The organism is Kribbella sp. NPDC051586 (assembly GCF_044453965.1).
GTDB lineage: Bacteria > Actinomycetota > Actinomycetes > Propionibacteriales > Kribbellaceae > Kribbella.
Map to the genome: position 1 here is coordinate 861,745 of NZ_JBITDF010000001.1, position 12,624 is coordinate 874,368.

At 68.2% G+C, this 12,624-nt stretch carries 13 protein-coding genes; 4 read left to right on the top strand and 9 right to left on the bottom strand.

The genetic code is table 11. The features are described 5' to 3' along the window. Nucleotides 1-58: 58 nt before the first annotated feature. The 7 genes from ACIA58_RS04270 to ACIA58_RS04300 all read right to left on the bottom strand — a co-directional run bounded on the left by ACIA58_RS04270 (nt 59) and on the right by ACIA58_RS04300 (nt 6,691). A complete protein-coding gene (locus ACIA58_RS04270) occupies nt 59-2,107 on the bottom strand; it encodes a glycosyltransferase family 39 protein (protein ID WP_396402139.1) in 2,049 nt (682 codons plus the stop codon). 1 nt (nt 2,108) lies between these two features. Then, a complete protein-coding gene (locus tag ACIA58_RS04275; protein ID WP_396402140.1) occupies nt 2,109-3,329 on the bottom strand; it encodes a glycosyltransferase in 1,221 nt (406 codons plus the stop codon). Nucleotides 3,330-3,392: 63 nt separating this feature from the next. Next, nucleotides 3,393-3,785, bottom strand: coding sequence for a hypothetical protein (locus ACIA58_RS04280; RefSeq protein WP_396402141.1), 393 nt, complete (start codon nt 3,783-3,785; stop codon nt 3,393-3,395). A 1-nt stretch (nt 3,786) separates the two neighbouring features. Next, nucleotides 3,787-4,143 (bottom strand): hypothetical protein, encoded by a 357-nt coding sequence (locus ACIA58_RS04285; protein ID WP_396402142.1) that lies wholly within the window; start codon nt 4,141-4,143, stop codon nt 3,787-3,789. Nucleotides 4,144-4,146: 3 nt separating this feature from the next. Then, the gene (gene purB, locus ACIA58_RS04290) at nt 4,147-5,583 is read right to left on the bottom strand and encodes an adenylosuccinate lyase (RefSeq protein WP_396402143.1); all 1,437 of its coding nucleotides are present in this window, start codon (nt 5,581-5,583) and stop codon (nt 4,147-4,149) included. Nucleotides 5,584-5,598: 15 nt separating this feature from the next. Beyond that, nucleotides 5,599-6,210, bottom strand: coding sequence for a hypothetical protein (locus tag ACIA58_RS04295; protein WP_396402144.1), 612 nt, complete (start codon nt 6,208-6,210; stop codon nt 5,599-5,601). Beyond that, entirely contained in the window at nt 6,203-6,691 is a 489-nt protein-coding gene (locus tag ACIA58_RS04300; RefSeq protein WP_396402145.1) for a SigE family RNA polymerase sigma factor, read from the bottom strand. Before ACIA58_RS04300 ends, ACIA58_RS04295 begins: the two co-directional genes overlap by 8 nt. A 72-nt stretch (nt 6,692-6,763) precedes the next feature. Here ACIA58_RS04300 and ACIA58_RS04305 point away from each other — a divergent pair, with 72 nt between their 5' ends. After that, nucleotides 6,764-7,276, top strand: a complete 513-nt coding sequence (locus ACIA58_RS04305) for a hypothetical protein (RefSeq protein ID WP_396402146.1) — start codon at nt 6,764-6,766, stop codon at nt 7,274-7,276. 1 nt (nt 7,277) lies between these two features. On the opposite strand, the gene purD is transcribed toward ACIA58_RS04305, so the two are convergent. Further along, nucleotides 7,278-8,555: a phosphoribosylamine--glycine ligase gene (purD, locus tag ACIA58_RS04310; RefSeq protein WP_396402147.1), complete on the bottom strand. Its 1,278-nt coding sequence runs from the start codon at nt 8,553-8,555 to the stop codon at nt 7,278-7,280. A 76-nt stretch (nt 8,556-8,631) separates the two neighbouring features. Between purD and ACIA58_RS04315 the strand changes: the two genes are divergently transcribed. The 3 genes from ACIA58_RS04315 to ACIA58_RS04325 are packed head-to-tail and all read left to right on the top strand — an operon-like array spanning nt 8,632 to nt 11,818. Further along, nucleotides 8,632-9,549, top strand: a complete 918-nt coding sequence (locus tag ACIA58_RS04315; protein WP_396402148.1) for a carbohydrate ABC transporter permease — start codon at nt 8,632-8,634, stop codon at nt 9,547-9,549. Then, nucleotides 9,546-10,388 (top strand): carbohydrate ABC transporter permease, encoded by an 843-nt coding sequence (locus tag ACIA58_RS04320; protein ID WP_396402149.1) that lies wholly within the window; start codon nt 9,546-9,548, stop codon nt 10,386-10,388. Before ACIA58_RS04315 ends, ACIA58_RS04320 begins: the two co-directional genes overlap by 4 nt. Nucleotides 10,389-10,405: 17 nt before the next feature. Next, complete coding sequence (locus ACIA58_RS04325) at nt 10,406-11,818, top strand: ABC transporter substrate-binding protein (RefSeq protein WP_396402150.1); 1,413 nt, start codon at nt 10,406-10,408, stop codon at nt 11,816-11,818. 47 nt (nt 11,819-11,865) lie between these two features. On the opposite strand, the gene ACIA58_RS04330 is transcribed toward ACIA58_RS04325, so the two are convergent. Next, a complete protein-coding gene (locus ACIA58_RS04330; protein ID WP_396403306.1) occupies nt 11,866-12,588 on the bottom strand; it encodes a hypothetical protein in 723 nt (240 codons plus the stop codon). Between the last annotated feature and the right edge of the window lie 36 nt (nt 12,589-12,624).

A 12,624-nucleotide genomic window follows, 5' to 3' on the forward strand; every position in this document is an offset into this window, starting at 1 on the left:
GAGCCGGGCTGGGCGGCCTTGGCTGCCTGCCACTGGGCTTCCTGGTGTTGCGTCATCTTCATGCTCCTGTTCCGGTGGAGAGGTCGTACACGGTGGTGCTGCCAACGGTCTGGGCGGTGAAGTTCTCACTGACCCACGTGGCGATCTCGCTCGAGGTGCCGTCGCGGCCGCCCATCATCCCGCCGCCGCCACTACCGACGAAGTAGTGGATCTTGCCCTGGGCAACCAGTTGCTTGAACTCGGTCAGCGACGGCGCCGGATCGGTCCCGTTGAACCCGCCGATCGCCATGATCGGCTCGCCAGAGGCGATCTGCAGCGGCGCGGCCCCGTTCGCGGTCACCGCCGCGGCGGCCCAGGTGTACCCCTTCGCACCCTGCTGCAACAGCGTCACCAGCTCACTCGAGACCCCACTGATCCCGCCGCCACCAAGGAACCCGCCGACGCCACCACCACCGCCAGGCATTCCGCCTCCGGTCGTCGTACCGGTCCCAGGCTGCCCAGTAGTACCGGTTCCAGTGCCGGTCCCCGTACCGGTGCCGGTCTGACCAGGCGGCGTACCCATTCCTCCACCGCCAGGGAAACCACCGCGCCCACCGCCCATACCGCCCATACCGCCCATTCCGCCAGGCCCGGCAGTCGGGATCGCCCCGGTGTGCGCCGAGCTGATCGTGGACAGCGAGTACGCCGTAGGCCCAGCCAATGCGCTGAAGGTCAGGATCGCCGCAGCGGCCACCCCAGCCCGCCGAGCAGCCGTCCGATGCAGCTTGAGCTCGGGCAGCAGCATGATCAGTCCGGCCGCGAGCACACCGGTGACCAGCACGAGCCACCGCAGCCACGGGTGCCAGGACGAAGTCGCGTTCAGCAACGCGAAGCTCCAACCGGCCGTCAGCAACGCTCCACCCGCGAGCGTTGCCCGCGGCAACCACTCGGACCGCCGCCGCCACAGGATCGACATCGCGCCACCGATCACCGCGCCGAACGCCGGCGCCAACGCGATCATGTAGTAGGGGTGGATGATGCCCTGCATGTAGCTGAACACCAGCGCGGTGGCAACCAGCCACCCGCCCCACAGCAACGCGAAGGCACGAGTCTTGTCCGTCCGCGGCGCCTTGCCCGCGGCAACGACCAGTACGACGGTCGCCAGCAACGCAGCCGGCAGCAGCCAGGAGATCTGCGACCCGAACTCGCCACCGAACAACCGCTGCAGCCCGGTCGCGCCGCCCCAGCCGGGGTTGCCAACACCGCCGCCAACAGACCCGGACTCGTTGCCGCTCAACCGCCCGAGGCCGTTGTACCCGAGGGTCAGCTCGAGAATGCTGTTGTTGGACGACCCACCGACGTACGGCCGCGCGGACGCCGGCAGCAGCTCGACGATCGCGACCCACCAGCCGGCGCTCACGATCAGCGAGACCGTCGCCGACACCAGATGCAGCAGCCGCTTCCCCAACGCGGGCCTCCCGGCAACCAGGTAAGCGATCCCGAACGCCGGCAGGATCAGGAACGCCTGCAGCATCTTCGTCAGGAACCCGAACCCGACGAGCGCGCCGGCAAGAATCATCCACCGCGCCGAGTGCTTCACCGAGTCGACCGCCCGCGTCACCGCCCACGCACCGGCGCACAGCAGCAGGATCAGCAGCGCGTCCGGGTTGTTGAACCGGAACATCAGCACCGCGACCGGCGTCAGCGCGAGGATCGCGCCGGCCAGCAGACCGGCGTTCGCGGAGAACCAGCGCCGCACCGACACGTACACGAAGCCGACGCTCGCGACGCCCATCAGCGCCTGGGGCACCAGCATGCTCCAGCTGTTGAACCCGAAGATCCGCGCGGACAACCCCATCACCCACAGCGAACCCGGGGTCTTGTCCACGGTGATGAAGCTCGACGAGTCGAACGACCCGAAGAACCAGGCCTTCCAGCTCTTCGACCCGGCCTGTACGGCGGCCGCGTAGTACTCGTTGGCATATCCGTTCTTGGACAGACCCCACAGGTACGCGATCGCGGTCAGCACGAGCAGACCGCCGTACAGGACCTTGTCCCGACTCAGCGTGTACTGCGTTGTGATCGAGCGAGGCCGGGTGGCCTCGACGGGATCAGTCAGCGTGGTCATCTCAGTTGCTCCGGGTTTGGTCGAGAACCGCTGGGGGTTCGAAGGCGGGCAGGGTAGGCGCGTCGTCGTCGAACACCCACGTCTGGAAGAGGCTGAACCGGACCACGGTGGCGGCCAGGTTGGCGATGGTGAGCACGGTGATCTCCACCGCTTGGTGTGGCGCGACGATTGCCGTGTGCAACAGCCACAGCGAGGCCGCGGTCAGGCTCCAGCCGATGCCGAAGGCAACCAGGCCGCGGAGCTGATGCCGCCAGCGACCCTCCACCCCGCGGACGCCGAAGGTGATCCGGCGGTTGAGCGTGGTGTTGCCGACCGCGGTGATCAGCAGGGAGAGCAGGTTCGCGACCTGGGCCGGCATGCCTTGGCGCAGCACGAGATAGAGCAGCGCGTACGCCGCTGTGCTGAGTACGCCGACCGCGCAGAAGCGCAGTACCCGGGCCGCCATCGCCGTCCGGGGGTCGAGGACCCGCGGCCGGCCGTACTTCTGCCGGATCGGCTCCAGATCGACGCGGCTGCGCATCAGGCGAGCGATCCCCCGCAGATCCTCGCCGACCGTCTTCGCGATCGCGACCCGGGAGTCGAGGTCGTCGACCCAGTCCACCGGTACTTCGTGGATCCGCAGACCGGCCTTCTCCGCGAGCACCAGCAGCTCGGTGTCGAAGAACCAGCTGGTGTCCTCGACCAGCGGCAGCAGCTCCTGCGCCACGTCGGCGCGGATCGCCTTGAACCCGCACTGCGCGTCGGAGAAGTGCGCGCTCAGCGTTGCCCGAAGCAACAGGTTGTACGAGCGCGAGATGAATTCGCGCTTCGGCCGCCGGACCACGCGGGAGCTCTTCGCCAACCGGGTACCGATGGCAACATCACTGTGCCCGGCCAGCAGCGGCGCCACCAGCGGCAGGAGGGCGTTCAGATTGGTGGACAGGTCGACGTCCATGTACACGAGTACCTCGGCGGCACTCGCGGACCAGACCTGCTTCAGCGCACGGCCGCGGCCGGACTGCTCGAGCCGGACGATCCGGACCCCGGGCAGCTCGCTCGCGAGCAGCATGCCGATCTCATATGTCGCGTCCGTGCTTCCGTTGTCCGCGATGCAGACCTCGGCCGGGAACGGGAAAGCGGTGTCGAGGAACTCCCGCAACCGTCTGATGTTCGGTCCGAGGTCGTTTTCCTCGTTCTTGACGGGTACGACGATCTCGACCCGAGGATGACCTGGAATCTGCATGACACCGATGCTGTCCGGTCAACCTGTGCCACTCCCTGCGTGTGGCTGGCAGTTCGCTGGCAGTTACCGCGTGCGACGGAGCCAGAGCAATCCGAGTACCGGCAGCACCACCGGCACGAAGCCGTAGCCCTGGCCGAAGTGCGACCACACGGTCGCGTCGGGGAAGTCGTCCGGCACGGCGTAGCTGAACGCGCCGATCGTGATCACGCCGATCAGCTCGATCACGATCGCCGTCGTCGCCACCTTGCGGGACACCTTGGTCGCCTTGGCCAGCGCGTACGTCGCCGCGCAATAGATGATCGCGGCAACAGCCGACAACAGGTAGGCGATCGGCGCATCGCTGAACTTGGTCGCGATCTGTACGCCGGCCCGTGCGGTCGCGGCCAGCGCGAACACGCCGTACACCGCGATCAGGATCCGTCCGGGCCCGTGCTTGGTCGCCGCGGGATCGGTCATGTCAGGCCGTCCACACGTCGTACAACCGGAGCTCGAGGATCGGGATCACGACGCAGGCGATGGCCAGCGCACCGGCGCCCCAGCGGCTGCTCTCCGCCAGCGCCCAGAACGCGCCGATCGGCAGGATGATCAGCGACCCGATCAGGTACCCGACGAAGAACGGCCCGGACACATCGCGGTCGGTGCCGGTCAGCTGCACGATGCCGATCACCAGCTGCACGAGCAGGCCGACCTCGATGACGCCGAGCGCGCCGAGCAATGTCCAGTTGATCCGCTTGTCGCGCGCCGCCAGTACGACGGCGAAAACGGCCGCGGCCAGCGACAGCCCGACAAGGATCCAGGTGAGCGGTGCGAACACGGGTTAGAGGATGTCACCAGGCGTGTAGCCGGCCGCCTCCGGGTAGCGCTTGGCGAGGTCGTCGATCTTCGCGACGACGTCGCCGACCTGGGCGACGGCCGCACCGGTGAAGGACAGCGGCTCGCCGACGATGCCGACGATCTGCTCCTCGGTCAGGCCGAGCCGGCCGTCGACGCCGAGGCGGTGGAACAGGTCGTTGCCGGCCAGCCCCTTGCGCAGGTCGAGCGCGGTCGCGACCGCGTGCTCCTTGATCACCTCGTGCGCGGTCTCCCGGCCGACGCCGTTCTTCACCGCGGCCATCAGCACCTTGGTCGTGGTCAGGAAGGGCAGGTACCGCTCGAGCTCACGCGACACGACGGCCGGATACACCCCGAACTCGTCGAGGACCGTCAGGAACGTCTCGAACAGCCCGTCCAGCGCGAAGAACGCGTCCGGCAGCGCGACCCGCCGTACGACGGAGCAGAAGACGTCGCCCTCGTTCCACTGGTTGCCGGCCAGCTCGCCCGCCATCGAGGCGTACCCGCGGAGGATGACGGCGAGGCCGTTGACCCGTTCGCAGGACCGGGTGTTCATCTTGTGCGGCATCGCCGAGGAGCCGACCTGGCCCTCCTTGAAGCCTTCGGTGACCAGCTCGTGCCCGGCCATCAGCCGGATCGTCGTGGCCAGGCTGGACGGCCCCGCGGCCAGCTGCACCAGCGCGGAGACGACCTCGTAGTCGAGCGACCGCGGGTACACCTGGCCGACGCTGGTCAGCGTGTGACTGAAGCCGAGGTGCTGCGCGATCGTGGTCTCCAGGGTGGCCAGCTTCGTCGCGTCACCACCGAACAGGTCCAGCATGTCCTGCGACGTCCCGACCGGGCCCTTGATGCCGCGCAGCGGATACCGCTCGATCAGCTCCTCGATCCGCGCGATCGCGACCAGCAGCTCGTCGGCCGCCGACGCGAACCGCTTGCCCAGCGTGGTCGCCTGCGCGGCGACGTTGTGGGACCGGCCGGTCAGCACCAGCGCCGCGTGCTCGGCCGCCTTCTGGCCCAGCTGTACGGCGGTTGCCACCGCGCGGTCCCGGACCAGGTCGAGACCGGCGCGGATCTGGAGCTGCTCGACGTTCTCGGTCAGGTCACGACTCGTCATCCCCTTGTGGATGTGCTCGTGCCCGGCGAGCGCGCTGAACTCCTCGATCCGCGCCTTCACGTCGTGCCGCGTGACCCGCTCGCGGGCCGCGATCGACGCCAGGTCGACCTGGTCGATCACCTGCTCGTAGTCCTCGACGACCCCGTCCGGAACCGCGACCCCGAGCTCCTTCTGGGCCTTGAGCACCGCGACCCAGAGCTTCCGCTCGAGCACGATCTTGTGCTCCGGCGACCACAGCTCCGCCATCGACAGACTGGCGTAGCGCGCGGCGAGAACATTGGGGATCAGGGGCTTGGTCACGAGCCCCATTCTCCCAGACGGCTACTACTTGACGGTCACCAGACCACAGAGCTTGGCGCCCGACAGGGTGCATACCTGGTAGGAACCGGCGGCGAGCCCCTTCGGCATGGCCAGCGTGTACGGCCCGGCGCCCTTGTACTGCGGGATCGCGATGCCCATCTCACCGTTGATCCGGATCGCGTACGGCGGGGTCGCGTCACCCGGGACCTTGGACACCAGCGTGTACAGCGGGACGTCCGGCTTGGCCGCCGAGGCCAGCGAGAAGGTCACGCCCCGGACCTGCTTGTCCGGGAAGGACGCGACGACCTGGCCGCCGGCGACCAGCGCCTTCGCCGAGGTCAGCGTCAGCGGACCCGCCTTGACAGCCGGCTCCGGGTTCGGCTGGACCGACACCTCGGGCGGCGCGACCATGTTCGTCGGGACCGGGCTGTCGGCCACGGGCGCGTCGTGGGCCGGCCGGAGGGTGGGGACGACCGCGACGGCGCCGACCACGACGGCCGCGCCGAGCACGGTCAGGCCGGCGGTCAGACGGCGCTTGCGCGAACGCGCCGCGGTCAGGACGGAGTCGAAGTCACCGGCGGACTCGGCGGCCTTGCGGTCCGCGAGCGCCTGCAGGTCCTCCTGCAGATCAGGCATGGTCGTCACTCCTCAACAGCAATGAATCGGACAGGGCGTCCCGGGCGCGGGACAGGCGCGACTTGACCGTGCCTTCCGCGATCCCGAGCGTGTCCGCCACCTGAGCCACGCTCAGGTCACAGACGTAATGGAGGACGACGACCTGCCGGGTCGGCATCGGCAGGCCGGCGAGAGCCTGCTCGAGGTCACCGGCGTACCTGTCGGCGGGGTCCGGGACGTGCTCCGCCGGCAGCCGGTGGAACAGTTGCGTGAACCGGTTGCCGTCGCGGTGCCGGTTCGCGGCCAGCCGCACGGCGACCAGGCGCACCCAGGCCTCCGGAGCGTCGTACCGCGAGACCTTCTGCCAGCGGGGCACCAACCGGACGAACGCCTCCTGGACGATGTCTTCCGCCTCGGCGCGTGACCCGGTCAGCAGCGAGATCACCCCGACCAGCCGTGGCTGGTGCGCGCGGTAGAACTCCCGCAGCCCCTCCGTCTCCATACCCACTGACACCCCCGACCCTTCGATCCGGTTCCATCGGATTCTGACCCTATTGAAGGTCACTCTGAGTACATGGACAAGCTGACGACGTACGAGGTCGCGTGGCTGGTCGGCGGCGCGGAGCGTGCCGCACTGGTCACTTTCGTGGCATTGGCCGCCGACGGCCGCCTGGAGGTCGCCCACAAGCGGCAACGGATCAAGCTCGCCCGCACGGAGTCGGCGTACCCGGTCGAGGCCGCCGCCCTCGCTCTGGTCCCGGAGAGCGGGGTCGGCGTGGCCGACTTCCTCGTCCAGCTCGCGGCCACCGAGGAGGTGGCGGCCCTCGACGCCGCCGTCCGGGCGAAGGGCCAGCTCCGGTTCGTCCGCTGGTTCAGCCGGACGTACCGCGATCTCGCCGAGCGGCCCGGCAGCGGTCTTCGGCGCGTCGCCGTCCTCGGCACAGCCGGCATCGAGGACGCACAGCTCCGCGAGATGCTCGAGCATCCCCGCCCCGCGATGCCGAAGGTCGCCTCGGCCAACCCTGTGCGGGACAACACCTTCGACGGGTCCATCGGGCCTTCCGCCGGCACCTGGACCGCCGGATAGGTCAGACGGTGATCTCGCCGCGCTCGGCCTTCAGGGCGATGTCGGTGCGGTGCTGCGAGCCCTTGATCCGGATCTGACCGACCGCGGCGTACGCACGCTGCCGCGCCTCGGAGAGGTCCTTGCCGACCGCGCTGACCGCGAGCACGCGTCCCCCGGCCGTGACGAGCTCCTCGCCGTCGAGCGCAGTACCCGCATGGAAGACCCGTACGTCGTCGCTCTCGGCCTGCTCGACACCGGCGATGGCGTCGCCCTTGCGCGGGCTGGACGGGTACTTCTTCGCGGCGACGACGACAGCGACCGACGCGGCGTCCCGCCAGCTCAGGTCGCCCTGGTCGGCCAGCTTGCCGGTGGCGGCGGCGAGCAGCAGGCCGCCGAGCGGGGTCTTCAGCATCGGCAGCAGGGCCTGCGTCTCCGGGTCGCCGAAGCGGCAGTTGAACTCGATCACCCGGACGCCACGCGACGTCAGCGCGAGACCGGCGTACAGCAGGCCGCTGAAGGGCGTACCGCGGTGGCGGAGCTCGTCGACGGTCGGCTGCAGGACCTTCTCGGTGATCTCGCCAACCAGGTCGTCCGGTGCCCACGGCAACGGCGTGTACGCGCCCATGCCACCGGTGTTCGGGCCTTCGTCGTCGTCACCGAGGCGCTTGAAGTCCTGCGCCGGCTGCATCGGCAGCACCGTGGTGCCGTCGGTGATCGCGAACAGCGAGACCTCGGGGCCGTCGAGGAACTCCTCGATCAGCACCTGCTCGCACCCGGCCGCGTGCGCGAGCGCCTCCTCACGATCCGAGGTGACGACAACGCCTTTGCCGGCGGCGAGTCCGTCGTCCTTCACGACGTACGGCGGCCCGAACGCGTCGATCGCGGTCGCGGCCTCCTCGGGCGTCGTGCACACGTACGCGCGGCCGGTCGGCACGCTCGCCGCGGCCATCACGTCCTTCGCGAACGCCTTCGAACCCTCGATCTGGGCCGCCTCGCGGGACGGACCGAAGACCGCGATGCCGACGTCGCGCAGCGGATCGGCCAGGCCGGCCACCAACGGCGCCTCCGGGCCGACGACGACCAGGTCGGCATCCAACTCTTGCGCGAGCGCGACGACGGCGTCATGGTCGGAAATGTCCACCGAACGGCAACTGACCATTTGCCCGTCGTACGCCGCGCGCAACGTCGCGATGCCAGGATTCCCCGGGGCCGCTACGACCTGCTCGACCTCGGGGTCCTGGGTCAGCGCCCAGGCCAGTGCGTGTTCGCGGCCACCTGAGCCGATCACCAAGACCTTCACGGGCCATCAGCCTAGCGTGCCCTGGCCCTTGCGGCCCCGCGCGGTGTAAGACTGCGGATTTACTGGAGGTGAGCGATTGACTACATCGACCGTACCGGCGCGCGCCGGCCGCCGGCCGGCCCCGGCGTCCCTGCTGTCCTGGCTGATGCTCGTGCCGTGCCTGGTGGTGTTCGCGCTGTTCATCGTCTGGCCGCTCGGGAAGTCCGTCTCGCTGTCCCTGCACGGCTCTGACCTCTTCGGCCGGCCGGACGCGTACGTGGGGCTGCAGCACTACCGCGACATGCTCGGATCGCCCGGCTTCCGGCACATCCTCGGGGTGACGTTCGCATTCGTGCTGCTCACCGTGATCCCCGGCGTACTCGGCGGGCTGGTGGTCGTGCTGCTGCTCGAGCAGCACATCAAGGGCATCCGGGTCTTCCGGACCGCGTTCGCGCTGCCGTTCGCGTTCTCGGTCGCGAGCGCGTCGGTGATCTTCGCGACCATCTACAACCCGGCGATCGGCCTCGCCAACGGTCTGCTCGGCCGGTTCGGCGTGGACCGGATCGGCTGGCTGACCGATCCGTCCTGGGCGCTGATCAGTGTTTCGATCACTACGGTCTGGATGAGCATCGGGTACAACGTGCTGGTCCTGTCCGCGGGCATCGGCGCGATTCCGGCCGAGCTCAACGAGGCGGCGACACTGGACGGCGCCGGCGGCTGGCGCGCCTCGCGGTACATCACCATCCCACTGCTCGGGCCGCAGCTGTTCTTCCTGGTCGTGATCTCGACGATCCAGTCCCTGCAGGGCTTCGGGCAGATCAAGATCCTCACCCCCGAGGGCGGGCCGGAGCAGTCCACGAAGACGCTCGTCTACTCGATCTACCACACCGCCTTCGCGAACAACGCCAGCGACTTCGGCGCCGCATCGGCCCAGGCGATCGTGCTGCTGGTGATCCTGCTGATCTGCACGGCGATCCAGTTCGGCGTCCTGGAGAGGCGGGTGCACTACAAGTGAAGATCGGTCGAATCGTCACGTACGTCGTACTCATCGGCGCGGCCCTGCTGGTGATCTTCCCGGTGTACTACGTCATCGCCGGATCGGTCATGTCGCCCGGACAGATCTCGTCGTACCCGCCGGACCTCTTCCCGCACGGGATCTTCACCGGCAACTACAAGGGCGCCACGTCGTCGGGCACACCGATCGGGCAGCAGTACCTGAACTCGATCCTGCAGACATCGGTGATCACGCTGTCGCAGCTGATCACGAGCGTGCTGGCGGCGTACGCGTTCGTCTTCATGCGGATGTGGGGGCGCACGGTGCTCTTCGGGCTGTTCCTGGCCACGCTGATGGTGCCGTGGGAGTCGATCGTGCTGCCGAACTACCTGACCATCACCAGTTGGCAGCTCGGCGGTCAGCGGCTGACCGCGACGTATGCGGGGACGATGATCGCGCTGGTGCTGCCGTTCCTGGCGAACGCGTTCGGGGTGTTCCTGCTGCGGCAGTCGTTCCTGCAGTTCCCGACCGAGCTGCGGGACGCGGCCACGATCGACGGGTGCGGGCACGGGCGGTTCCTGCGGCAGATCCTGCTGCCGTTGAACAAGCCCGCGCTGATGGCGGTCGGGCTGTACGTGTTCCTGTCCGCCTGGAACCAGTTCTTCTGGCCGCTGCTGATCGGCGACTCGGCGTCCCGCCGGACCTTGCAGATCGGCATCAGCCAACTCAACGACGTGGAGGCGGCCGACCCTGGACTGATCCTGGCCGGCGTCACCCTGTCCATCCTGCCAACGCTGGCCATCGTGATCTTCGGCCAGCGCTTCATCGTCCGCGGGCTCACCGCGGGCGCGATTCGTTGATCAGAAAGGTGGTTGTCATGCGAACCGTCCGACAACGGCGTACGGCGGTCGGCGCTTCCCTCCTGGCGGTACTGGCGCTGGTCGCAGCCGGCTGCGGGGGCAGCGGCAATGACTCCGGCAACTCCAACGGTGGCGCCCAGGACGTGCCCGGCGCGGACGCCCTGGACAAGGCGACCGGGGTCACCAAGATCACCTTCTGGCACGGCATGAAGGGCGCCAACGGCGCGGCCGTCGACAAATTGGTGAAGGCGTTCAACACCGCGCACGCCGGCAAGATCGAAGTGACCGCGGTCTACCAGGGCGACTACGACGAGACGATCACGAAGTACAAGACCTCGGTGCAGCAGGGCAACACGCCTGCCGTCGTGCAGATCTACGACATCGGGTCGCGGTTCATGATCGACTCCAAGCAGACCGTTCCGGTGCAGAAGTTCGCCGACAAGGACAGCTACTCGCTGGACTCGATCGAGCCGAACATCGCGAACTACTACTCGATCGACGGCGCACTGAACTCGATGCCGTTCAACACGTCGATGCCGCTGCTGTACATCAACAAGGAAGCCTTCGTGAAGGCCGGGCTCGACCCGAACAAGCCGCCGACGAATCTCGACGAGATCATGGCGGATGCGAAGAAGCTGACCGTCAAGCAGGGCGGCAAGACCGTCCAGTACGGCTTCAACGCCGCCATCTACGGCTGGTTCCTGGAGCAGCTCATCGCACAGTCGGGGACGACGTACTGCGACAACGAGAACGGGCGCAAGGATCTCGCGTCGAAGGTGAACTTCGACGACGAGCAGGGCGTCAAGGTCGCGACCTGGTACCAGCAGATGGTCAAGCAGGGTCTGATGCCGAACACGGGCAAGAAGACCGACGACGCGCAGGCCGTGTTCAAGTCCGGTACGTCGGCGATGCACCTGGAGTCGACCGGTTCGCTGCGCGGCTACCTGGATGCGGCGAAGGGCAAGTTCACCGTGCTGACCGCGCCGTTCCCGCACCTGACCGCGTCCGACTCCGGTGGCCCGATCATCGGTGGGGCGTCGTTGTGGATCGACGGCCCGGGACACTCGGACGCCGAGAAGCGCGCCTCCTGGGAGTTCGTGAAGTTCGCGTCCTCGCCGGAGCAACAGGCCGCGTGGCACACCGGCACCGGCTACTTCCCGATCAACAAGAAGGCCCTCGACGAGCCCGCCGACAAGGCCTGGGTGGCGCAGTACCCGCAGTTCACCACCGCGATCACCCAACTCCACAACACCAAGCCGACCAACGCCTCGTCCGGTTGCATCCTCGGCGTCATGCCGCAGGCCCGCAAGGCCTCCGAGGACGGCATCGAAAAGGCCGTTCTGGGCACCGACCCAGCCACCGCCATGAAGGCAGCGGCAGAATCCATCAAGCCCCAGATCGACCAGTACAACAAGACAGTCAAGAAGTAAGCAGGTCCGGCTTGAGGGGGTGGGGTCGCTTCGTGGACCCCACCCCCTCAGTAATGCCAGTAGTAGCGGCCGTCGGCGTTCCAGGCCAGGGGGACTGTGGTGCGGTTGGTGAAGGCCATGCCCAGGCCCTTTGCCAGCTCTACGGTGCGGGCCAGTTGTAGGGCGTAGGGGTGTTGGTTGTCGTCCCACCACTGTTCGGACTGGGTTACGCAGGTTTGGGCTTTGTAGTACGGGTTGGTGCAGGGGTGGGGCGGGAGCCACTTCTGGAGGTGGCGGAAGGTGACGGTGGTGGCGCCGTTGGGGGGCTTGATGGTGCCGGTGGCGTCCAGGCAGTAGCCGGTGGTGGGGATGGCCCATTTGACGTAGTGCTGGCGGCCGCCGTCCGTCGGGATCGGCTGCATGTTGCCGCAGTTCGCGTCGCCGATGGTTTCGGTGGTGACGCGCTGGATCTGGGTGAGGGGTCGGCCGGCGCCGTCGTTGTAGCCGTCCAGCAGGACCCAGTCGCCGTCGTGGATGAAGTGTTCCGCGGACTTCGGTGGCCAGGCCTTCGGGTCGCCCCAGGAGATGTCGGACTCGGTGGCGCTCAGCGGGGTCCAGGCCCATTGCCCGGCGGCGGTCCCGCCGGCGAAGTACTGCCCGGCCGCCTTCTCGAACATCAGCGTGTACTGCGCATAGGTCTCCGTCGCAGCGTCGGAGCTCCGCGGATCCACCACCGCCACAGTCGTCGTCAGCACCGCGGACAAACCGATCACGAAGGCGAGCCTCTTCATCACGGAGGGCAACTTTAGTGCCGATCGGGTTCCGGG

Bases quoted from the DNA above. Each gene is read 5' to 3' on its own strand.
- ACIA58_RS04330 (WP_396403306.1), bottom strand. From the start codon at position 12,588: ATGAAGAGGCTCGCCTTCGTGATCGGTTTGTCCGCGGTGCTGACGACG.
- ACIA58_RS04305 (WP_396402146.1), top strand. From the start codon at position 6,764: ATGGACAAGCTGACGACGTACGAGGTCGCGTGGCTGGTCGGCGGCGCG.
- ACIA58_RS04325 (WP_396402150.1), top strand. From the start codon at position 10,406: ATGCGAACCGTCCGACAACGGCGTACGGCGGTCGGCGCTTCCCTCCTG.
- ACIA58_RS04270 (WP_396402139.1), bottom strand. From the start codon at position 2,107: ATGACCACGCTGACTGATCCCGTCGAGGCCACCCGGCCTCGCTCGATC.
- ACIA58_RS04300 (WP_396402145.1), bottom strand. From the start codon at position 6,691: ATGGAGACGGAGGGGCTGCGGGAGTTCTACCGCGCGCACCAGCCACGG.
- purB (WP_396402143.1), bottom strand. From the start codon at position 5,583: ATGGGGCTCGTGACCAAGCCCCTGATCCCCAATGTTCTCGCCGCGCGC.
- ACIA58_RS04295 (WP_396402144.1), bottom strand. From the start codon at position 6,210: ATGCCTGATCTGCAGGAGGACCTGCAGGCGCTCGCGGACCGCAAGGCC.
- ACIA58_RS04280 (WP_396402141.1), bottom strand. From the start codon at position 3,785: ATGACCGATCCCGCGGCGACCAAGCACGGGCCCGGACGGATCCTGATC.
- ACIA58_RS04275 (WP_396402140.1), bottom strand. From the start codon at position 3,329: ATGCAGATTCCAGGTCATCCTCGGGTCGAGATCGTCGTACCCGTCAAG.